This window comes from Streptomyces sp. NPDC003038 (genome assembly GCF_040611115.1).
In the GTDB taxonomy this organism is placed as follows: Bacteria; Actinomycetota; Actinomycetes; order Streptomycetales; family Streptomycetaceae; genus Streptomyces.
On record NZ_JBEXNN010000020.1, the window covers coordinates 77,435 to 99,549 of the forward strand.

Here is a 22,115-nt window from a genome sequence, read left to right on the forward strand (position 1 = left end):
AGAGGCCATGGCTGACCTGATCGCCGGCGAAAGCCGGCCCACGAGAGAGAGCGAAGCGGTGTCCGCCGCCGGGCCGTCCGACCTGGACGTCCTGGTGGTCGGGGCCGGCCCCACCGGCCTGCTGACCGCCGTCGAGCTGCTGCGGCGCGGCATCCGGGTCCGGGTGATCGACCGAGCCGCCGAACCCATGCTGACCCCCAAGGCCCTGTCCGTCTGGCCCCGTGCCCTCGACATCCTCGAAGACACCGGCCTGGGTGACGTGGTGAACGAGGAGTCCGTACGGATCAACACGCTGAGCTACTTCTCCGAGCGGCGCCCGCTGGCCTCCTTCGGATTCTCGGACGACCTGGCGTGCCGCACCCTCCCGCAGCACGTCACCGAGCGGCTCGTGACCGAGCGCTTCCAGGCACTCGGCGGGAAGATCGAGCGCGGTGTACGGCTCCTGGCCCTGGACGGCGTGGACTTCTCCGGCCGGATCGAGGCCACCGACGGCGTCACCGCCGTGCTGGAGACGCCCGAAGGCCTGGAGCGGATCCGCGTACCGTTCGTCGTCGGCGCCGACGGCGCGGGCAGCGCGGTCCGCGGCCAGCTGGGCGTCGGCTTCGAGGGGTCCACGTACGAGATGGCCTTCGCCCTGGTCGACGCCCGCATCGAGGGGCATCTGCCGCCGGACGAATGCCACTTCTACCAGTCGGCGAACGGCGCCCTGGTGATCGTGCCCATCCCGGGCGGGATCTTCCGGTTCCTGTCCGTGATGCCGCAGGGCGACGCCCAGGTCGACGCCGAGATGATGCAGGCCATCATCGACGAGCGCGGCCCGCGCGGTGTCCGGATCAAGGAAGCCGTCTGGAAGGCCGTGTTCCGGGTGCACGCCCGGCGCGCCAGCGAGTTCCAGCGCGGCCGGGTCTTCCTGGCCGGCGACGCCGCCCACGTCCACAGCCCGGCCGGCGGCCAGGGCATGAACAACGGCCTCCAGGACGCGCACAACCTCGCCTGGAAGCTCGCCGCGGTGATCCGCGGCGAGTCCCCCGCCTCGCTGCTCGCCACCTACGGCGAGGAGCGCTCGGAGGTCACCCGGCAGATCGTGCGCGACACCGACCTCCAGACGCGGGCCTGGGTCGCCAAGGCCAAGGCCACGGTGGCGGCGCGCGACGCGGCGTTCCGGCTGCTCGACCGGACCGGGATCGTCTCGGAGTTCTACGCCCCCGTGATGGCCGGCCGCCGGCTCTCCTACCCGGTGACCCGCGACTCGCAGCAGCCCTCGGGCTGGACCGGCTGCCGCGTACGGCGGGCCCTGCCCGGCGGGCTGGAGGTCGGTGCGGTCTTCCCGCGGCGCCTCGCGCTCGCGTACGGGATCTCCGGACCGGCGGCCGACCCGCACGGATGGAACCTGGCCGTCGTGTCCGACGGCAGCCGGGAATGGGAGGAGGAGCTGGGGCACGTCGTGGCCCAGTGGCCGCTGCTGCGCCAGGTGACGCTGCGCCGCCGGGAAGCCGGGGCGCAGGCCGGGTGCAGGGCCGCGGGTTACTACCTGATCAGGCCCGACGGGCACATCGTGGCCCACGGTCACGCCCGTGACCTGGGACGACTCGAAGCGGAACTGCGGCTTTCGTTCGCCTGAGCCGAAACTTCCGGAAACTTCCCCGCTATTCGGCCACGCTTTTCCGGCCCCGATCCCGGTTATCTGTCAACTCCGATCCCTTACCGGACCCGTTCCCGCGCCCGGTTCCCGCGTTCCCGTTCCCCGTTCCCGAGTTCCCCCCTCGGGCGGGAACCGAGCGGGAACGGTCCGGTAAGCCCCCTTGGGAATCTCAGTTTGTCGAAAGCGACACGGGATTCGAAACAAACAAGGGGAACGAAATGCGCGGCAAGCTCGCTGGTCTGGTCGGTATCTTCGCGGTCGCCCTCGCCCTCGGCCTGGGTGTCTCCGCCGAGCAGGACGACCAGGCCTACGGCGCCACGACCGGCTACTCCATCCTGGCTGAGAACAAGGGCCCGAACGCCCCGCTCCCGGCGCCGGGCGTGTGACCCGACTCGCCGCGCACACCAGTGGGGCCCCGTCCACATCCGGACGGGGCCCCACTGGTGTTCCGGCACCGGCCGCGCAGGAGCCCGTGTGCGCCGCCGCGGGCGCGCGCACCTCCCTCAGACGGCCGTCCGGCGGCCGCGGGGCGGTACCCCCATCGCCTCGAACAGCGTCTCGGCCCGCTCCCGGTACCCGGCGGCGTCCGACTGGCCGAGCTGCTCCGCCGCATCCGCCATCCCGTTGAGCGCGTGGGCCATCTCGACCCGGTATCCCGCGCCCTCGGCACAGGCCAGCGCCCGCCCGTGCAGGCGCAGGGCCTCCTCGTACCGGCCGTGGCGGCGGTGACCCAAGGCCAGGAGGTTGTCCACGCGCGAGCGCCTCTGCGGCGGTGTGGTCGGGGTGATCAGTTCCAAGGCCATCACCTCGTGCTCCCGCGCCTGCTCCGTATCACCCAGCAGGTCGCACACGTCCGCCGCCACCGCCAGCGTCAGCACGAGGGTCTCCGCCATGCAGGAGGCACTCAGCGACAGGGCCCGCCTCAAGCTGGTCCTGGCCTCCTCGAACTCCCCGATGGCGCGGTGCGTCAGGGCCAGCCCCGTCCACGCGGTGGCCTCGAGGTCGGGGTGGTGGAACTCCCGGCACAGCTCGATGGCCCGTCGCGCGGCGTCGGCCGCCTCGTCGTGGCGGCCGAGTGCCGTGCACACCGTGGTGACGGTGTTGAGGTCCTCCACCCGCTGCTGCGGCATCGTGGAACCGCGCCCGTCGAGCGCTTGTACGGCCTCCATCGTGTAGGCGTAGGAACTGGTCAGGTTCCCCAGCGCGTAGTGGACCAGCCCGAGGACTCCGAGACTGACCGCCTCGTCCTCCACGTCACCGGCCCTCCTGGCCCAGTCGATCGCCTCCTCGCCCGCCTCCACGGCCTCGGCGAACCGGCCGAGCTTCCAGCGCGCGACGCCCAGGTTGTTGAGAGTCCGGCAGATCAGCTGCGGGTCGCCCATACTGCGGGTCGCCGTCAGGCCCGCCCGGCACACCGCCTCGAACTCGGTGAACCGGCCGCGGAAGTTCAGGTGGAAGGACGCGTTGCGGGCCAGGGCGAACACCTGCTGCGGGCAGGTCTCGTGGCCGCCCCGGGCCAGCAGCGTCTGGATGCCTGCGGACTCCCGGTCGAACCATTCCAGCGCCCGGTCCTCCCGCTTGATCGGCGGCAGCGCGTACTCGGGGCCCAGCGCGTCCAGCTTCATGCTGCGGCGGCTGGGGAACAGCACCACGCACGCGGCCTCGGTCGCGCCCGTGTAGTAGCCGAGCAGCCTGCCGGCCGCAGCCCGGCCCTGCTCGCCGTGCGAGCCGTCGCCGAGCGAGAGCGCGTACGTGCGCACCAGGTCGTGGAAGGCGTACAGCCCGGGCTCGTTCTGCACCAGCAGGTGCATGTCGAGGAGGTCCTCCAGCATGTCCTCCGCGTCACGCACCCCGGTCTCCAGCAGCGCCGCCGCCGAATAGACGTCGACCTCCGCGCCCGGATGCAGGCCCAGCAGGCGGAACGCGGCCCGCAGCTCCTCCTCCATCGCCTTGTACGAAAGGCTCAGCGTCGCCGCCACACTGCGCTCGCCCGCGCTCAGCTCGTCCAGCCGGCGGGTCTCGTCCTCCAGCCGGTCCACCAGGTAGCGGACCGTCCAGCGGGGCCGGTTGCGCAGCCGCGCGACGGCGAGGCGCAGGGCCAGCGGCAGGTGGCCGCACAGCTCGGCGAGTTCGGCCGCGGCCCCGGGCTCCCTGGCCACCCGGTCGTCACCGAGCAGCTCGGTGAGCATCACCTGGCTCTCCTCGGGCGGCATCACACCGAGCGAGATCCACTCGGCGCCGTCGAGGTCGAGCAGCCTGGCCCGGCTGGTGACCAGCACCAGGCACTCCGCGGAGGAAGGCAGCAGCGGCAGCACCTGGCCGGCGTCGAAGGCGTTGTCGAACAGGAACAGCAGGCGGCGGCCCGACAGCGTGGCCCGCCACAGCCCGATCAGACCGGCCTCGTCGTCCGGGATGCTGTCGGCGGGCACCCCGAGGACGCGCAGCAGACCGCCGAGGGTGGCGGCCGGGCGCTGCGGTTCCTCGCCGGGGGTGAAGCCGCGCAGGTCGACGTAGAGCTGGCCGTCGGGGTACTCGGCGGCGAGCTGGTGCGCGGTGCGGACGGCCAGCGCGGTCTTGCCGCAGCCGCCCATGCCGTCGACGGCGATGACCCGCGGGCCCTCGCCCACGTCCTGGCGGCAGGCCTCCAGCACTTCGGCCAGCTCGCGCTCGCGGCCGGTGAAGTCCGGCAGGTTGGGCGGCAGCGTGCTGGGCGCGGAGTCGCGTGGCGCCGCGGGCTCCCGGGTACGGGCGGCCCCGCGGGCGGTGCCGCCGGCGGGAGCGGGAGCGGCGTCCCCGTCCTCGGCCGGGGCGGCGGCCGCGGGAGCGGCGGGCAGCGGGGCGGCCGGGCCCGTCAGTCCGGGCGACGCGCGCAGGATGTCCTCGTACATCGTGGTGAGCTGCCCACTGGGGTCGATGCCCAGTTCCTCGACGAGCAGCTCCCGGACCTTGGCGTACTCGGTGAGCGCCTCGGCCTGCCGCCCGGAGCGGTACAGCGCCAGCATCAGATGGCCGCGCAGCGTCTCGCGCAGGGGGTGCTGGGCGATGAGGGTGCGCAGGTCGCTGATGAGCTCCCCGGACTCCCCGAGCGCCAGGCGCAGCTCGAAGAGCTGCTCGGCGGCGCCGAGCCGGCGCTCCTCCAGTACGGCGGCGGCCGCCTCCACCACCGAGCCGCCGGCCCCGGACATGACGGGGCCCCGCCACAGGGCCAGGGCGGCGCGCAGTTCGTCGGCCGCGTCCTGGGTGCGGCCCGCGGCGGCGGCGTGCCGGGCCTCCTGCACGTGGCCGGAAAACTCCTTCAGGTCGAGCCGGTCGCCGCTCACCTCGGCCCGGTAGCCGGGACCGTCGGTGACGATCACCTTCCCGCCCTCGGGGATCCGGCGGCGCAGATCGGCCACGGCCTTGCGGATCTGATGGGAAGCGGTCACGGGCGGTTCTTCGTCCCATACCGCCTCGACAAGCCGGGCAACGGTGACGACATTTCCCGGTTCGAGCAGCAAGGTGACAAATACTCGCTCGTGAATTTGACCGCCGAGCCTTATTCGTGTTCCGTCCGCCCAGCCTTCGAGCGGTCCGAGAATGTTGAAACGCACCTGGCTTTCCATCGGATTCCCCATGGCCCTCTTACCCTGCCCCCCTTCAATACTCCCCGATGGGGAGTATTTCCCGGATCCTATGCACGTTACCGGCCAGAGGGGTAGCGAGGAGGGAACGAAGTAGGAACACCGGCTCCGACAGTTGCGTCCTGACTCGGACTCAGGAGCAGCGATGAAGACTTTCGGCCTCGGCGCCACACGGCGGACAGTGCGCCGTGCGGCGACCCACTCCGGCACCCGGCCGGCCGCCGCGCACAGCGCCTACCAGGCACCCGTCCCCTCTTCGGCACAGGTGCCCCCCGCTCCCCCGGCCCCCGCGACCCCGGTCGTGGCGGCGGACCCTCGGGAGCAGATCCTCGAAGCAATGATCTCGGAGCTGGCACCCCAGCTCTTCAAGTCGCTGCGCCGCAGCGACCAGCGCGCCCGCGGCGAGCAGTACCTGCGCGGCCTGCTGTACGCGGAGGGCCGCAAGTCCATCCGCAACCTCGCCACCGTCGTCGGCGGGGCGGGCACCGAACAGTCCCTGCACCACTTCATCACCGAGTCCACCTGGAACTGGGCTCCGATGCGCACCGCCCTCACCCGCCACGTGGAGGGCATGGTCCAGCCCAAGGCCTGGGTCATCCAGTCCATGCCGATCCAGAAGGCCGGCGAGCAGTCGGTGGGCATAGACCGCCGCTTCGTCCCCGAGCTCGGCCACTCCGTCCACGGCCAGCACTCCTACGGGCTGTGGATGGCCTCCGAGGCGATGAGCGCCCCCGTCAACTGGCGGCTGTTCCTCTCCCCGTCCTGGCTCCAGGACGAGGAGAAGCGCCGCCGCGCCGACATCCCCGACTGGGTGGAGGAGGAGTCCGTGGGCGAGTGCGCCGCGGCCTGTGCCCTGGAGGTCCTGGAGCGGGGCGGCGAGCGCCGCCCGGTGGTCCTGCCCTCCCGCGACTTCGTCAGCAGCGCCGTGCTGAGCCGCTTCCACGCGGCGGGCGTCCCCGTCATCGCCCGCCTGCGGGCCATGGACCAGCTGCGGGTGGCCGACACGGCCATGCCCGGCTACGGCGCGGGCCCCATCCCCGTCGCCGACATGCTCCAGCACGTACGCGGGCTGCGCCGGCCCGTCGAGTGGCTGGACGGCTCCTCCGGTGCGCCGGTCGTGCGTACCGGTCTGGTCGCGGGCATCCGCGTCGAGCTGCCGCAGGCCCGCCGCTCGGTCTCCGGCCCGCAGCAGTGGCTGCTGATGGGCGAGTGGACCAACCGCAACGGCCCGCCGAGCGAGTTGTGGCTCACGGACCTCACCACCACCTCGCTCGACGGGCTGACCCGGCTGGCCAAGCTCAGCCGGCGGACGGCCTTCGACAGCGCCGCCACCGGGGAGCGGGCCGGTCTGCGCGACTTCGCCGGCCGCTCCTTCCAGGGCTGGCACCGCCACCTCACTCTCTCTTCGGCCGCCCACACCGTCGCGATCGGCGCCGACCACGCCGCATCCCGCAGCCGGGAGGCGGCTTGGAACGGCAGTCCGTCCGAGAACCGGCAGCAGCGGCAGACGGGTTGAGACGTGTCGTCCGAGGATGACGGTAAGCCGCGCAAAGAGGAGTGTTCGGGGCCCGCTCCAGCCCTTCCTCGACCCGCCTCACGCGCCGGCTCCGACGGTCTGCGGCGCCTTGGCGCCGGCCTGCCGGGGCGCCGGTACGCGCATCGCGATCAGGCCCACGACGGTGAAGTAGACCCCCCAGCCGAGCCAGCCCCAGACGGCCCAGCCGACGGACGCGGTGATGAGCGGGGGTCCCACCACGGTGGTGACGGCGAAGCCGAGGTTGAAGGCGGCGAGGTAACCGGTCTTGCGGCCCTCGGGGATGTGCAGCAGAGCGGCGCCGGTGGTGCCGGAGATGATGTACAGCTCCCCGAGGGAGAAGAGCAGCGCGGCTGCGACTACCAGAGCCAGGTCCGTACCTGCCCCGCCGAGCGCCGTCAGCGGTACGAGGACCGCGGCCAGCGCCGACAGCAGTCCGCCGCGCCGCATCATCCGGCGGGCAGTGCCGAGGTTCTCGGAGCCCTTGCTGACGCGGACCTGGAGCACGACGACGAGGGCGGTGTTGAGGACCTGGATGAGGGTGACCGTCCAGGCCGGGGCCTGGGTCTGCTGGACCACCCAGAGCGGGACGCCGAGTCCGAGGACCAGCGCCGACATGGTCAGGGCCCCGTACAGGGCGGTGATCCGCAGGAAGACCCGGTCGCGTAGGACGCTGGCGCGCGAGGGCTGGCCCTGCGCGGTCCCGGCGGTGTGCCCGGCGTCGCCGAAGGTCCGGCAGACGAGGGCGCAGCCGATGAACAGGACGGCGGAGAGCACCATCACCCCCCGGTACGCCCAGGGTTCGCCGATGGCGATGGCCGCCCCCGAGGGCAGCGCTCCCGCCGCCATGCCCGCGTTGCGCAGCGACCGGAGCCGGGCGAGGGCTCCGACCGCCTCCTCGTTGGTGGCCCGGGCGATCAGTCCCGACTCGATGAGCGGGCTGATGCCCCGGCTCAGGATCCCGGCCACCGCGGAGGCGAGCAGTGCGGCGACGAAGGAGTGCGAGAGGGACAGCGCGAGGAAGGCGGCGGCCCGCACCAGGAACAGGACGGTCAGGACGGTACGGGTGCCGAAGCGTTCGGCGGCCCGCGCGATGGGCATGGCGCCCAGCAGCGAGGTGATGCCGGCGACGCCGAGGACCAGCCCGATCTGGGCGTTGGGCAGGTCCACGGCCTTGTCGAAGAAGAGGACGGACAGGGAGAGGTACATGCCCAGTCCGACGGCGTCGGAGAGTCCAGTGGCGTAGAAGCGTTTCTTCATCAGAGCGGTCCCAACGTATGAGGGAGAGGGATTGCGGTGCCGGCTCAGGCGGCCCGCGCCACGGCCGGCGGCGGGCCGGCCTCCTCTAGTTCGATGCCGAGGCCGCGCTCGACGCGGTCGGCCAGGGCACGGGCCTCGCCCGGCGTCGGCGCGCTGAGCAGGAAGGTCGCCAGGTGCAGGGTGCGGTTGCGGCTCACCTGTGCGCCCGGCGTGAACCGCGGTGCCACGTAGACCAGTTCCGGGAAGGCGGCGAGTACCTCCTCCTTCGGGGTCTGCGCCGTCACCCGCCACTCGCCCGCCGGGATCGGCATCATCCGCACCAGCGCGACCCTGCTGAACTCAGGTGTGGCGTCCGGCGCGAGCCCGAGCGCGCTGCGGGCGATCTGCCCGGCGTAGTCGTAGTCCGCGCCGACCTGGAACATGAGCGGCATCGGTCCGCCCGCCCGGGCGTTGACCTCGATCACGCGCGGTCCCCGCGGGGTCAGCGCGATCTCCGTGTGCACGGCCCCGGTGGTCAGACCGATGGCCGCGATCGCCCGGTCCGCGCAGTCGACGGCGGCCGCCTGGGCCGCCGCGTCGAGCCGTGACGGCATCGAGGTGCCCTCCTCGGCGTATCCGTGCGTCAGCGGCAGCCGGTCGGTGACGACCAGGTGGTGGCGCTCGCCCGCGGCCAGCAGCGATTCCACGCTGCAGTAGGCCGCCCAGCCGCTGTCCCCGTCGGCCTCCAGCTCCAGCCGCTCCTCCAGCAGGAAGACGTCCTCCTCCTGGAGGAAGGCGGAGGTCGCGGCCCGCCCGTCGCGGTAGGCCGCGAGGAGCTCCTCGTACGTACGCACCAGCCGCACGCTCTGGCTGCCCGCGCCCAGCGACGGCTTGAAGACGGCCGGCAGGCCGATCTCCCGGGCCGCCCGCGCCAGGTCCCGCTCCTCGCGCACCACCGCGAACCGCGGTGAGGGCACGCCCCGTTCGGCGAAGACCTGCCGCTGCCGGGACTTGGACTGGGCCACGGTCACCGCCTCCGGGGAGTTCCCCGGCAGCCCGAGCCGCTCGGCCAGCTCGGCCTGCGGGCGCAGCAGCAGCTCCGAGTAGGTCACGATCCCGGACAGCGCGCGCCGCTCGTGCAGGGCGAGTCCCACGGTGACGGCCTCGGCGAGATCGGCCGCGGTCAGGAACTCCCCCTCCAGCCCGCGCCGGGCCCAGTCCGCCCGCACCGGCTCCGGGTCGCCCCAGGCCGAGAGGTGGACGACGGAGACCGCCGTGCTGATGCGGGAGAGGGAGTCCAGTGCGTCCTCGGGGGCGTGGCCGCCGATGCCCGAGATCAGCAGGAGGTGCGGGGTGCGGGTGGTCATGGCTGGTCCTTTCGCGGACGCGTGGGGTCAGAGACGGATGAGGGGCGGCGGCGAGCAGTGTTCGTGGGTGCGCGGGGCGCGCGGGGAGTCCCGTACGGGGTCCTGCGCGAGTTCTCTTGCGCGTTCTCTTACGGGCGGCCGAGGGGGCCGGCGGGCGGAGCGGAAGGAGAGCAGTTCGGCGACCATGTCGTCCATCCGCTCCCGCAGCCCCTCCAGCGGCTCCCCCGGGGTGAAGTCCCCGCCGGTGGCGGCCACATGGGTGGGCACGGCCCAGCCGCTGAGCGCCCGCACCACCGACCGCATCTGGTCGCAGGCCGTCCCCGCACCGCGCGGGCCGCCGCCCGCGGCGATCAGGGCGACCGGCCGGTCGGCCAGGGCGTCGCCGGCGAGGTGGTCCAGCGCGTTCTTGAGCAGCCCGCTGTACGAGCCGTGGTAGACGGGCGTGGCCAGGACGGCCCCGCTCGACGCGGCGATCCGGGCCCGCAGCGCGGCGGTCTGGCTGCCGGGCGGCGGGTCGTCGTAGTCGGCGAGTCGGTGGCGGGCGGAGAACTCGACGCCGAGGTCGAGGAGTTCGTACGGCGTCCCGGTCGCCCGGATGCGGTGTGCGGCCAGCTCCAGGACCCGGCGCGAGACCGAATCCGGGGCGGAGCTGCCGAGAATGCCGAGGATCACCGCACGGCCCCCGCGGTTCCCGCTCGCGGTCCGGGAACCGGTCCCGGCTCCGGCCTGAGGACCAGGCGCACTTCGCGCTCGGCCCGGGCGACCAGCCGCTTGACCTCGGCGTGGGAGTCGTGGGCGAAGACGTGCGTGCTGACGCCCGACCCCGAGAACCGCTGCGCGGGAACCACGTCGCCGATCCGGTAGGGGACGGACCGGAAGTAGGTGTCCTCCTCGACCGCCGAGTCGTCGAAGTCCAGCAGCATCCCGCCGCGGGTGTAGTGCACGGTCCAGCCCGCGTACGCGCCCGCCGGCGCCCGGCGCCCGATCCTCGGGTCCACGCCCGCGTCCGTGAGTATCTTGGCGTGGTCGAGGTCGATCCCCGTGGTGGCCCGGAACGCCTCGGCGATCCCCGCGCCACCCGGCCGCGCCGCCACCTCGCAGAAGGTGAGACCGCTCTCGTCGACGAAGGCCTCCAGGTGCAGCACCCCCGTCCTGACCTGCCAGGCGTCGATGACCCGGCCCAGCAGCTCGTGGGCCGCCGCGCGCACGGCCGGGTCGGCGACCGTGACCGAGGACAGCGGTTCGGAGCGGGCGACGGCCAGGGTGTCCGTCTCGTAGCGGGACACGTCCCACACGACATCGCCCTCGTGGAGCACGGCGTCGATGTGGCACATGTCGCCGCTCACGAACCCCTCGCACAGGTGGCTGCCGGGGCGGAACTCCTCGCGTACCCACCGCTCCACCTGTGCGGCGTCGCGCAGCACGGACACACCGAACGAGCCGGATCCGTCCCGCGGCTTGACCACGACCTTGCCGTGCCGGGCGAAGAGGTCGGTGACGTCCTCGGGGGTGTGCACCAGGTGCCCGTCGGCGGTGCGGATGCCGGCCCGGCGGGCGATGCGCTTCATCACCGCCTTGTCGACGAACTTCCGGGCCGTGGCCGGGTCGTCGCCCGCCGCGCCGAACACCTTCCGTAGGGCGGCGGCCGGTTCCTGCAGCCGCTCGGAGACGGTGGCGACCCGGTCCACCGGGTGCAGCGCGTTCACGGCGCCGGCGAAGGCCCGTACCGCCTCCTGGTCGAACACGTCCGTGTGCGCGGCGAAGTCGGTGGCGGCTCCCCTGCCGTGGGCGGCGCCGGAGCCCAGCACGCTGACCCGGAACCGGTCCGGGTCCAGCAGCGGCGTGCCGTCGTCCCGCGTCCACACCGAGGGACCGATCCGGTCCAGCAGCAGGACGTGCGTGCGGTCGGCCGGCTCGGTGCGCCACACGAGCGAGCGCTCTATGCGGGCGGCCGCCTGCTCGGCGCGTACGGTGTTCGGCGCGGCCACGGTGTAGACGAGGCGCGGGGCGGGGCCGGTGTGCGTGCCGTCGCGGCCCAGCGGGGTCCGCGCGGAGGCCAGTTCGGGCCAGTCGTACAGTTCCTCGGCGACGGTCGCGGCGACGATCCGGAAGCGGCCGGAACCGGCGGGCAGGAACCGCTGGACGGCGACGCGCCCGGCGTCGGGCAGCGCGGCGCTGACGGGCCGGCCCAGCGCGCTCTCGGCGGCCGCGGTCACCAGGCTCCGCCGGTGGGCGGCGTCGTAGAGGTCGAGGACCCGCTCGTCGAAGCCGGCCAGCACGTGCGGCTCCTGGCCGCCGGCGCCGAAGACGACCCGGACGGGCCCCTCGATCCCGGCAGCCCGCACGGCGTCCCCGGCACGGACCGCGAGCCGCTCGGGCACCGCCCCGGCGACCATCCGCCGCTCGGTCCCCTCGTCGCCGATCCCCTGATCGCCGCTCTCGTCCACCACGGCGAGCGCATCCACCCGCCCCCGGCCGGCTACGGCCAGCACGGTGTGCACGGGATCACCGATGTAGGCCGGCTCCTCCAGCTCCCCGAAACCACCGCCTTCGCCGAAGCCCTCCCACCCGGCCCCGGCAAAGCCGGTGGTCCCGCCCCCGGCGGCGGCGAACCCGTCCAACTCGGCCCCGGCCCCGGCCCCGGCCGAGCCGGCGGCGACGCGGCGCAGCTGCCGCGCCTCCCGCTCGTACGCCGCCGACCAGGACAGCACCCCGGCCACCGGGTGGCGGGCGTGCGCGCGGCCGAAGGCGGCCCGCGCCTCCTCGAAGGTGAGCTCGTCGCGCCGCAGCACCGTCAGCCGCCCGGTCACCGCACCGGCCGCGCCCACGATCCGCTCGACCGGGTCGTCCCCGTCCAGCAGCAGGACCAGGTGCTCGCCCCCCGTGGCCGGAGCCGCACCCGCACCGCGCGGGGCGACCGGCTCAAGGCGCAAGGACTCCCTCACCCGCCGCGCCGCCTCCGCCGCGACACCGGCCGCCTGCGCGGCGTCCGCGCCCCGCCCCATCAGGTAGCCGAACCGGTCGTGGTTGGTGGCCAGCGCCGGCACCCGGTCCCCGGGGCCGACGCCCACCTGGCAGTCGATCACCCCGGCCGGCAGCTCGGACAGCTCCGGCACGGACCCGCGTACGATCCCGTCGCTCTCGCTCCACAGGGTGTGCAGGGCGACCGTCGCCACCGGCGGCGCCTCGTCCGCGACCGGCGTCCCGGTGGCCAGCGCCACCAGGTCCCGGGCGATGGAACGGCCCAGCGCCAGCGACATCTGGCGGGTCACCACGTGCCCGGCGATCCGGCCGTTGACCTCGATCAGCTCCGGCCCGGTGGGCGTCATCAGCAGCTCCACGTGGAGCGCGCTCGCCCGGATCCCCAGCGCCTCGACCGCGTCGAGGACGAACCGCCGCGCGGCGCCCAGCCCTTCGAAGCGGGCCGGGAAGTGCCCGCCCAGCTCGGCCGTGGTCCCGGCGGGCGCCGGGATCCGCTCCCCGAAGCCGAGCAGGACCGTGCGCCCGTCCTGCACCAGCAGTTCGGCGCTGACGTGGCGTCCGACCGCGTACTCCTCCACGAGGGCGACCGGCGGCTCCCCGCCGGGCCCCAGCGGTACGCCGAGCACCTCGGCCAGCGCGCCGGCCGCCTGCTCCCAGGTCCAGGCCACGGTGACCCCGACCGACCAGCCGCCCGCCGTCGGCTTGACGACGCACGGCAGGCCGATCTCCCGGACCGCCGCCAGCCCTTCCTCCTCGGTGACCGCCCGGCGCCAGCGCAGGGAGCCGATACCGGCCTTCCCGAGCCGTTCCCGTACGGCCGCCTTGTCGCCGAGCAGCCGCGCCGCCTCCAGCGATTCGTAGGGCAGACCCAGGTCGCGGGCGAGGAGCGCCGCGCTGTGCAGGTGGACCTCGTCCCGGCAGATCACGCCGTCGGGGCGGTGGGGGCCGAGCCTGCCGTCGAGCCTGGCGGCGAGGTCCTGGCAGCCGGCCAGTTCCGGTACCTCCACCACCCGCGCGGCCCGTGCGATCAGCTCGAAACCGGGCTTGCCGCGGTAGGCGTCCAGGCGCTCCGTGACAAAGCTGACCTCGATTCCGTCGTCGGCCATTTCGGCGACGATGTCAAAACCTCTGATGGATGCCGTCTCCAGCAGAACAACATGCATGCGCTCAGCCCCTTGAGTCCTCTTCTTCCCTCGCAGCATCAAGGGCAGGGGAGCGCGGGGCAAGCGGCAAAGGAAAACCGCGTTGCACTCCATCACGTCTTCCCGTGCCGTTCCTGTTTCGTTCCCGCCCGAATCCCTTTTCGACACCGGCTGACCTGCACACACACGCCAATCAAAAGTTTTCGAATACATCAGGTTCGGCGACTTCCCACATTGACGAGAAGCCCGTTGTCCGACCCGCCCACGCGCCCTAATTTGCAGTTCAGAGAACTGGAGAGGCAGCCGAGGAAAAGGACAGAGACAGCGTGCGCACCATCGACATTCCGAAATCCGGCACCGGACATTCGGCCCCGATCACCCACGTGGCCTTCAGTCCGGACGGCTCGCGCCTGGCCACCTGCTCCTACGACGGAACGGTGATCGTCTGGAATACGGATGACCCCGCGCGGCCCACCGAGGCGGCCACCCTGCGCCACCGCCGGCTCGTCAACGCCTCGGCCTGGAACCCCGCCGATCCGACCCTCCTCGCCACGGCCTCGGCCGACAAGACGGTCGGCATCTGGCGCATCCCCCGGACCGGCCCGGCCGCCCTCGTCAACGTTCTGGCCCGGCACACCGACGACATCAACTCCGTCGCCTGGCTGCCCGACGGCGAGCGCCTGATCTGCGTCTCCGAGGACGGCCGCGCCACCCTGTGGTCGGCCCTCGACGGCACCTTCCTCACCGAGGTCGGCTCCCACGAGGCGCACTGCATGATGGTGTCGGTCAGCGCCGAGGGCCTGGCCGCCACCGTCGGCGAGGACGGCCTCGTCGCGGTCAGCGACCCCTCGGCCCGGGCCGGCCGCGACGGCTCCTTCACCCCGCGCAAGCGCCACTACGACTCCTCCATCGAGGGCTGCGCCTGGTCCCGTACCGGCGACCTCCTCGCCGTGGCCCGCGACGACGGCTCCGTCGACCTCCTCACCCGCGAGCTGGACCACGTACTGACCGTCGAGGTATCCACCTCCGCCGCCCGCGCGGTGGACTGGGCGGAGGACGACTCCGCCTTCGTCGTCGGCGCCTACGACGGCTCCCTGCACTGGTTCACCCGGGCCGGCGAGCGGCTGCACACCGTCGCCGACCGCCGCGTGTGGCCGCGCTCGGTCTCCGCCGCCCACGGCCTGGTCGCCGCCGGATCCTTCCGCAACGCCCCGCACCTGTACGACATGGCGGGCGCCCGCGAGCTGTCCGGCCCCGACCGCGCCACCCACGGCCCGAACGCCCTCGCGGCGCGCGGCGAGGAGCTCCTCGTCGGCGGCGACTGCGGCACCGTCTTCGCCATCCGCGGCGCGGGCGACACCTGCCCGCGGGTCACGGCGATCGAGCTCACCGACGGCCCGATCCTCTCGCTCACCACCGACGGCGACACCATCTACGCCGGGACCTACTCCGGCCAGGTCATCCGCTACGACGGCGCCCGCGCGTACAGCGAGCGGCTGGGCGCACCCATCCCCTCCCTCACCGTCGACGGCGGCCGCGTCGTCGCCGGCACCTACAACGGCGAGTTCCTCGTCCTGGACCCGCGCACGCTCCGCCTCGAAGAGCGCGTCGAGGCCCACGGCGGATCGGTCAAGTCCCTGGCCCCGCTCCCGGGCGGCGGCTTCCTGTCCGCCGCCACCGACCGCACGATCGAGGCGGGCGGCCTGCGCGGACGCACCACGCTGTGGGAGCACGGCAACCTCGTCAACGCCGTCGCCGCCCTGCACGGCTCCGTCGCCGCCAGCGCGTCGCGCGACCACACCGTCAAGGTCGGGCGGCTCGCCCGCACGGCGAACGGCGGCTGGAGCGCCGGGCAGGTGCAGACGCTGCTGGGCTCCGACGAGTCCGTCAAGTGCGTCGCCCTCCTCGGCGACCCCGACCGGCCCACCGTGCTGGCCGGCTCCTACGACTTCAACCTCTACACCTGGCAGGTCGACTGGGCGGACTCCGCGGGCACCCTCGCCTCCGGCCGCGTCCTCGCCGAGTTCGGCCAGGGCCTGTCCTGCATGCTCCGGCTCGCCGACGGCCGCGTCGCCGTCGCCGGCTGGGACGGCCGGATCGCCCTCGTCGCCGCGTACCCGCACGGGGCCGCCCACATCGAGCACTTCCTCCACATCGACGACATCGCACAGGCCGCGGGCCGGAAGCAGGTGGCAGCATGACGACACGGACGAACACACCGGGAGCCGTCCTCGCGACGGTCCGGGCCCGCGTGCCCATCACGCTCGCGCGGGTACGGGACCGCAGCGCCGACCTCATCACCTTCCACGACCTGCCGGACCCCGGCGAGCACTTCGCGATCGTCGTTCCCACGGCGCCCGCCGTTCCCTCCGCGCCCGCCGCAGTGACGCCCGCCACGGTGACGGCCGCCGCCCCGGCCGCCGAAGCCCCCCTGGTGCGCCTGCACAGCGAGTGCCTGACCGGCGACGTCCTCGGCTCGGCCCGCTGCGACTGCGGCCCCCAGCTCGACGAGGCGCTGCGCCGCATCGCCGACCACGGCGGCGCCGTCCTCTACCTGCGCCAGGAGGGCCGCGGCATCGGCCTCTACAACAAGCTCGACACGTACGTCCTCCAGCAGCAGGACTACGACACCTTCGCCGCCAACCGCATGATCGGCCGCGGTGACGACGAACGCGACTACGGCGCGGCGGCCGCGATGCTCCGCGCCCTCGGCCTCACCCGCATCCGCCTGCTCACCAACAACCCGGACAAGGTCCGGGAGCTGCGCGCCCACGGCATCGAGATCACCGAGGTCATCCCCACCGGCGTGTACGTCACCTCCGAGAACGCCCGCTACCTCTCCGCCAAGGCCGAGCTCGGCGGGCACAACCTGACCCTGCTTCAGGAGACCGCGGCATGAAGCTCGAAGACCTCGCCCACTCCCCGCACTTCAAGGAGTACGCCGACCTCGCCGACCCGGCACGGGTCCACCCGGCGGGCCTGCCCGGCGCCGACCCGCGCCAGCTGGCCGTCGCCGTCGAGGACCCGGAACTCGCCCTGGCCGACCGGCTCACCGCCGGCGCCGTCCTCGGCCTCATCGGCGACCCCCGCATCCCCTCCCCCGCCGGCGGGGCGAACCCCTCGGCACGCTTCGTCCCCGGCGGCGCGGTCCGCATCGGCCTCCCGCGGGACGAGTCCGGATACGTCACCGCCGCCTGGGCGCACGCGGGCGTGGAGGAGGAATGGATCCTCAAGGAGTGCCCCGAGCACACCGTCGAGCTCGCCGACTTCTGGATCGCCACGTACCCCGTGACCAACGGCGAGTACCGGGAGTTCCTGGCCGACACCGGCCTGGAGGAGCGCCCCACCACCTGGTACCTCGGCGCCTACCCCTGGGACCGCTCCAACCACCCCGTGGCCGGCATCCGTCCCGAGCACGCCGATGCCTACGCCGCCTGGCTCACCACCCGCACCGGCCACCCGTGGCGGCTGCCCACCGAAGCCGAGTGGGAGCACGCCGCCAAGGGCCCGGACGGCCTGCCCTACCCCTGGCCGGGCGGCTTCGACCCGGCCGCCGCCAACACCCGCGAGTCCGGCGTGCACACGACCACCCCGGTCGGCGCGTTCCCGGCCGGCCGCTCCCCGTACGGCGCCCACGACATGGGCGGCAACGTCGAGGAGTTCACCGCCGACGACTACGTCCCCTACCCCGGCGGCCCCTACGTCGCCGACCACCTGGTCGAGACGATGGGCACCTACCGCGTCGCCCGCGGCGGATCCTTCTCCCGCTTCGGCGACCTCACCCGCACCCGCCGCCGCCACGGCGCCTTCCCCGGCCCCCTCTACCCCGTGGGCTTCCGCCTGGCCACCGGCGAGCGGCCCTCATGACGCCCGCCACGGCGACCGCCACCCGGGCCCGGCCGGCCGCTCCCGGCTTCGAGGACATCAGCCGCGTCCTCGCCGGCCGCGCCCCGGCGCTGTCCGACCTCACCGCCCCCTTCGCACCGCTGGAGGCCGCCGCCCACCGGCTGCTGCCCCGGCTGGCCGCCCTGCGCCCCGGCATCGGCGACACCCCGCTGGTCCCGGTCCCCAGCCGGGCCGGACGCGGCCGCATCTGGCTCAAGGCGGAGTCCGCCAACACCTCCGGCACCGTCAAGTCCCGTACCGCGTACGCCCTTCTGTGCGCGGCGGTGGCCCGAGCCGGCACCCCCGACCTGCGCCTCGTCGAGTACTCGGGCGGCAGCCTCGCCGTCGCCCTGGCCGACCTGTGCGGCCAACTCGGCCTGGACCTCCACCTGGTGGTCCCGTACGGGGTCTCCGACCGGCTGATCACCTCGCTGCGCCGGCAGGGAGCCCAGGTGTCCCGGGCCCGCCCGGGCACCGGCTTCCTCGGCTCCATGGACGAGGCCGTCCGCGTCGCCGAACGCGAGGACCGCCGGCTGCTGCTCCAGCACTGCGCGGCCGAGGCCGCGGCCATGCACCGCGAGCACACCGGCGCCGAGATCATCGGCCAGCTCTCCGGATACGGCGTGGAGCCGGTCGCCCTGGCCGCCGCCGTCGGTACCGGCGGCAGCCTCGCCGGTACCGCGATGGCCCTCAAGGGAGCGTGGCCGCACTGCCGTTATCTCGCCGTCTTCCCCACCGAGGCCGTCTACGGCGACGAGCGCGCCCCCGACGGAGCCCCCCGCATGAGCGGTACCGGAGGACTCGGCCACGGAATCCGCCAGCCCCTGATCTCCGCCTTCCCCGAGGGCTGGTTCAGCTACACCGACATCGCCTATCCGCAGGCCCTCCAGGCCATGCGCCACCTGCGCCGGGAACACGGCATCGCCGTGTCCGGCAGCGGCGCGGGCGCCTGGCTCAGTGCCTCCGCGGAAGTCGACCAAGGCCCGCCAGGGCGCAATGCCGTCGCGGTCGTCGCAGGCCGCGGAACGATCGAGGAGTGGGAGCATGCCGCAGCGAACTGACACCGCGGTCCAAACCGTCCCGGCGCACCGCGACACGGACGCCCGGACGGCCACCGAAGTCACCCAAGCCACCCGCGCCACCCCCACCCACGCCACCGAGTCGGGAGGGTCCGCGGTGACCGCCGAGCGCAACTACTGCGGCTACCGCGAGATCGTCCGCAACTCCTTCAAGCAGTGGTACAAGGACAACCGCGACTCCTGGTCCGGGACGACCACCAACGACCGCGTCACGCACTTCGCGATCGCCGCCGCCCCCACCGACGAGACGGCGCCCGGCGCGGGCCCCGCCCGCGTCCTGGACATCGGCTGCGGCCGCGGCCTGCAGACGGCCTCCCTCGCCGAATGGCTGGAGGCCGACGTCACCGGCCTGGACCTGCTCGACGTATGGGACACCCCGGAGGTCGAGCACGGCACGATCCGCTTCCACCAAGGCGACTTCCTGAGCTTCCGCGCCCACGGCCTGGACCTGCTCGTCGACAACGGCTGCCTGCACCACCAGCGCCGCGAGGACTGGGCGGCCTGGGTGGAGCACGGCCGCACGATGCTGCGCCCCGGCGGCGTCTGGGTCGTGAGCGTGTTCCTCTCCCCCGACGGACAGATCACCCCGCACCCCCTCGCGGACGGCCGCCTCAACTGGTGGCTCACCGAGGAGCTCGTGGTCGAGCTCTACGAATCCTGCGGCTTCCGCTCCACCGGCCGCCTGGAGATCGACCGCCACTTCGAGTACGAGGGCCACCGGCTCAAGTACTTGACCCTGTCCTTCGCCGCGCTCTGAGACGGGATTCACGAGAGGAGACCCAGGCCGTGCTCAAGGAGATCGCACTCGACGCCCGCGCCGACGACCAGCACATCCGCGCCGCCCTGCGCGACGGATTCTTCCTGGTGCGCAACACGGTGCCGGACAGCCTGCTGGACGAGGCGTACGCACAGCTCGGCGCGTTCTTCGAGCTGCCCGCCGAGGTCAAGGCCGACTGCCGGATACCCGGCGCCAACGGTCAGTCCGGCTACCTCCCGCCCCTGGTCGAAAAGGGTGAGAAGGGCCGGGCCCCGGACTGGAAGGAGCTGTTCCACTGGGGCGCCCCGCTGCCCGCCGGCCACCCGCTGCGCGAGCGCTACCCCGCCCGCTACCCGCAGCCGTACTTCCCCGACCACCTGGTCCCCGGCATGGGCAAGACCCTGGGCGAACTCCACGCCCGGACCGCCCGGTTCCAGCTCGACGTCGTCCGCCGGCTCGCCGGGGCACTCGGCGCGGCCCCCGGCTACTTCGAGGAGATGCTGGAGGACGGCCCCGTCGTCAACCGCGCCACCTGGTACCCGCCCATGGAGCAGGCACCCTCCGCCGACCACATCTGGATGGTGGAGCACCAGGACTTCGACCTGATCACCGCGCTGCCCCGGGCCACCGCCGCCGGCCTCGAAGTACGCATGGACGGCGGGTGGACCCCGGTGGAGGTGCCCGAGGGGTACGCCGTACTCAATGTCGGCATGGTCCTGGAACGCCTCACCGGCGGCCTCGCCCGCGCCGCCTCGCACCGCGTCGTCGCCGCACCGGACCAGCGCGGCGGCCGGCTCTCCCTCGTACAGTTCTGCCACCCCACCCCCTGGACGGTGCTCACCCCGCTGCGCTCCTGCACCCCGGCCGGCGAACCCGACCGCCATCCCTCCCTCACCGCGCACGACCTCTTCCAGCGCACGATGTACCGCATCAACCGGCTGGAGCGGCCGTGACCGCGAACAGGAGCCGGATCTCCCTCCTCCGCCAGATCCGCGAGGACCTGGACACCGTCGTCGCGCGCGACCCATCCCGCCCGCGCCGGCGCGACGCGCTGCTGCACTCGCCCTGGCACGGACTGGCCCTCCACCGGGCCGCCCACCGCCTCCACACGGGCGGCCACCGGTTCGCCGCCGGACTGCTCACCCTCGCGGGGCGGCTGCTCTCGGGCATGGAGATCCACGCAGGCGCCCGCATCGGCCGGCGCTGCTTCATCGACCACGGTTTCGGCGTGGTCATCGGCGAAACCGCCCGCGTCGGCGACGACGTGACGCTGTACCACGGCGTCACCCTCGGTTCCCGCGGCTGGACCCACACCGGCGACCCCGCCGCCCGCCGCCATCCCGTCATCGGCGACGACGTCCTCATCGGCGTCGGCGCCTGCGTCCTCGGCCCGGTCACCGTCGCGGGCGGCAACCGCATCCGCGCGCACTCCCTGGTCCTGCGGGACCTGCCCTCCCCCGGCATGACGGCCCGGATCGTCCCGATCCGGGCCCTCGCCCACCCTTCAAGGAGCACCTCATGACGCTGACCTCGTTGCGCGAGCGCACCCTCGACCTCGCCAAGGACCTCGACACCGGCGCCTGGGTCCCCACCGACCTGGAACGCAGCATCGCCCAGCGGCTGCTGACCGCCTCCACCCCCGTCGGCTGCATCACGGAGAACGCGGTACGCGACGCCGTGTGGGAGGGCTCCGAGCCGCTGACCCGGGTCAACGACGGCCGGCTCTCCGTCCTGCTCGCCGAGATCACGTACAGCCTGGCCGCGACCGAGCGCGACGCCGCCGGCCTCGCCTCGGCCCAGGCCCTGCTCTCCGCGGTCAACCGCCGCGGCTGACGCGACGGTCGGCGGTCAGCGGGCCGCGCGCAGCCAGCCCGCGACCTCGGTCGCCCAGTAGGTGAGGATCGTGTCGGCGCCGGCCCGCTTGATGCCCAGCAGGGTCTCCAGGACGGCCCGGTCCCGCTCGATCCAGCCCTTCTCGGCCGCCGCCTCGATCATCGCGAACTCGCCGCTGATCTGGTAGGCGGCCACCGGGACGTCCACCGCCTGCGCGACCCGGTACAGGATGTCGAGGTAGGGGCCCGCCGGCTTGACCATCACCATGTCGGCGCCCTCCTGAAGATCCAGCGCCAGCTCCCGCAGGGACTCCCGGGCGTTGGCCGGGTCCTGCTGGTACGTCTTGCGGTCGCCCTGGAGGGAGGAGGCGACGGCCTCCCGGAACGGCCCGTAGAACGCCGAGGAGTACTTGGCCGTGTACGCGAGGATGGAGACGTCCTCGTGCCCGGTCTCGTCCAGCGCGTCCCGGATGACGCCGACCTGGCCGTCCATCATGCCGCTGGGGCCCACCACGTGGACCCCGGCGTCGGCCTGGACCTGCGCCATCTCGGCGTACCGCTCCAGCGTCGCGTCGTTGTCGACCCGGCCGTGCTCGTCGAGGACCCCGCAGTGCCCGTGGTCGGTGTACTCGTCGAGGCAGAGGTCGGACATGATCACCAGGTCGTCCCCGACCTCGGCCCTCACATCACGGATCGCGACCTGGAGGATGCCGTCCGGCTCGGTGCCCGCCGTACCCCGCGCGTCCTTGTTCTCGTCGGCCGGCACCCCGAACAGCATGATCCCCGAGACCCCCGCCTCGACCGCCTCCACGGCGGCCTTGCGCAGCGTGTCCCGGGTGTGCTGGACGACCCCCGGCATCGCCGAGATCGCCAGGGGCTCGGTGATGCCCTCCCGTACGAACGCCGGAAGGATCAGGTCCGAGGGATGCAGCCGGTTCTCCGCGACCATCCGCCGCATCGCCGGGGTGGTGCGCAGCCGACGGGGCCGCGAGCCGGGAAAGGATCCGTACGTGCTCATCTTGTAGTCGCCTCTTCG

17 protein-coding genes are annotated in these 22,115 nt (G+C 73.5%); 11 read left to right on the forward strand and 6 right to left on the reverse strand.

Annotated features, from left to right (window positions below):
- Window positions 1-7 precede the first annotated feature (7 nt).
- A complete protein-coding gene (locus ABZX75_RS23590; RefSeq protein WP_355413645.1) occupies window positions 8-1,621 on the forward strand; it encodes an FAD-dependent monooxygenase in 1,614 nt (537 codons plus the stop codon).
- 239 nt (window positions 1,622-1,860) lie between these two features.
- Complete coding sequence (locus ABZX75_RS23595; RefSeq protein WP_355413647.1) at window positions 1,861-2,028, forward strand: hypothetical protein; 168 nt, start codon at window positions 1,861-1,863, stop codon at window positions 2,026-2,028.
- Between the two features lie 117 nt (window positions 2,029-2,145).
- On the opposite strand, the gene ABZX75_RS23600 is transcribed toward ABZX75_RS23595, so the two are convergent.
- A complete protein-coding gene (locus ABZX75_RS23600) occupies window positions 2,146-5,256 on the reverse strand; it encodes a BTAD domain-containing putative transcriptional regulator (protein ID WP_355413649.1) in 3,111 nt (1,036 codons plus the stop codon).
- Window positions 5,257-5,407: 151 nt separating this feature from the next.
- Between ABZX75_RS23600 and ABZX75_RS23605 the strand changes: the two genes are divergently transcribed.
- Window positions 5,408-6,778, forward strand: coding sequence for a transposase (locus tag ABZX75_RS23605; protein WP_355413651.1), 1,371 nt, complete (start codon window positions 5,408-5,410; stop codon window positions 6,776-6,778).
- 78 nt (window positions 6,779-6,856) lie between these two features.
- On the opposite strand, the gene ABZX75_RS23610 is transcribed toward ABZX75_RS23605, so the two are convergent.
- The 4 genes from ABZX75_RS23610 to ABZX75_RS23625 are packed head-to-tail and all read right to left on the reverse strand — an operon-like array spanning window position 6,857 to window position 13,547.
- Window positions 6,857-8,056 carry an MFS transporter gene (locus ABZX75_RS23610; RefSeq protein ID WP_355413653.1) on the reverse strand — a complete coding sequence of 400 codons (1,200 nt, stop codon included), beginning with the start codon at window positions 8,054-8,056 and terminating at the stop codon, window positions 6,857-6,859.
- Between the two features lie 44 nt (window positions 8,057-8,100).
- Window positions 8,101-9,402, reverse strand: coding sequence for an ATP-grasp domain-containing protein (locus ABZX75_RS23615; protein WP_355413655.1), 1,302 nt, complete (start codon window positions 9,400-9,402; stop codon window positions 8,101-8,103).
- A gap of 27 nt (window positions 9,403-9,429) precedes the next feature.
- Complete coding sequence (locus ABZX75_RS23620; RefSeq protein ID WP_355413657.1) at window positions 9,430-10,074, reverse strand: NADPH-dependent FMN reductase; 645 nt, start codon at window positions 10,072-10,074, stop codon at window positions 9,430-9,432.
- Window positions 10,071-13,547: an ATP-grasp domain-containing protein gene (locus tag ABZX75_RS23625; RefSeq protein WP_355413659.1), complete on the reverse strand. Its 3,477-nt coding sequence runs from the start codon at window positions 13,545-13,547 to the stop codon at window positions 10,071-10,073. The genes ABZX75_RS23620 and ABZX75_RS23625 overlap by 4 nt, the downstream gene beginning before the upstream one ends.
- A gap of 305 nt (window positions 13,548-13,852) precedes the next feature.
- On the opposite strand from ABZX75_RS23625, the gene ABZX75_RS23630 reads away from it, so the two are divergent.
- The 8 genes from ABZX75_RS23630 to ABZX75_RS23665 are packed head-to-tail and all read left to right on the forward strand — an operon-like array spanning window position 13,853 to window position 21,080.
- Window positions 13,853-15,727 (forward strand): WD40 repeat domain-containing protein, encoded by a 1,875-nt coding sequence (locus ABZX75_RS23630; RefSeq protein WP_355413661.1) that lies wholly within the window; start codon window positions 13,853-13,855, stop codon window positions 15,725-15,727.
- Complete coding sequence (gene ribA / locus ABZX75_RS23635; protein ID WP_355413663.1) at window positions 15,724-16,425, forward strand: GTP cyclohydrolase II RibA; 702 nt, start codon at window positions 15,724-15,726, stop codon at window positions 16,423-16,425. The genes ABZX75_RS23630 and ribA overlap by 4 nt, the downstream gene beginning before the upstream one ends.
- Complete coding sequence (locus ABZX75_RS23640; RefSeq protein WP_355413665.1) at window positions 16,422-17,393, forward strand: SUMF1/EgtB/PvdO family nonheme iron enzyme; 972 nt, start codon at window positions 16,422-16,424, stop codon at window positions 17,391-17,393. Before ribA ends, ABZX75_RS23640 begins: the two co-directional genes overlap by 4 nt.
- The gene (locus ABZX75_RS23645) at window positions 17,390-18,472 is read left to right on the forward strand and encodes a pyridoxal-phosphate dependent enzyme (RefSeq protein WP_355413667.1); all 1,083 of its coding nucleotides are present in this window, start codon (window positions 17,390-17,392) and stop codon (window positions 18,470-18,472) included. The genes ABZX75_RS23640 and ABZX75_RS23645 overlap by 4 nt, the downstream gene beginning before the upstream one ends.
- On the forward strand, window positions 18,456-19,247 hold the full coding sequence (locus tag ABZX75_RS23650; RefSeq protein ID WP_355413669.1) for a class I SAM-dependent methyltransferase: 792 nt from the start codon (window positions 18,456-18,458) through the stop codon (window positions 19,245-19,247). The genes ABZX75_RS23645 and ABZX75_RS23650 overlap by 17 nt, the downstream gene beginning before the upstream one ends.
- Before the next feature lie 29 nt (window positions 19,248-19,276).
- Window positions 19,277-20,200: a 2-oxoglutarate and iron-dependent oxygenase domain-containing protein gene (locus ABZX75_RS23655; protein WP_355413671.1), complete on the forward strand. Its 924-nt coding sequence runs from the start codon at window positions 19,277-19,279 to the stop codon at window positions 20,198-20,200.
- Window positions 20,197-20,769, forward strand: a complete 573-nt coding sequence (locus ABZX75_RS23660; RefSeq protein ID WP_355413673.1) for a serine O-acetyltransferase — start codon at window positions 20,197-20,199, stop codon at window positions 20,767-20,769. The genes ABZX75_RS23655 and ABZX75_RS23660 overlap by 4 nt, the downstream gene beginning before the upstream one ends.
- Window positions 20,766-21,080, forward strand: coding sequence for a hypothetical protein (locus ABZX75_RS23665; protein ID WP_355413675.1), 315 nt, complete (start codon window positions 20,766-20,768; stop codon window positions 21,078-21,080). Before ABZX75_RS23660 ends, ABZX75_RS23665 begins: the two co-directional genes overlap by 4 nt.
- Window positions 21,081-21,095: 15 nt before the next feature.
- On the opposite strand, the gene hemB is transcribed toward ABZX75_RS23665, so the two are convergent.
- Entirely contained in the window at window positions 21,096-22,097 is a 1,002-nt protein-coding gene (gene hemB / locus ABZX75_RS23670; protein ID WP_355413677.1) for a porphobilinogen synthase, read from the reverse strand.
- Window positions 22,098-22,115: the final 18 nt, after the last annotated feature.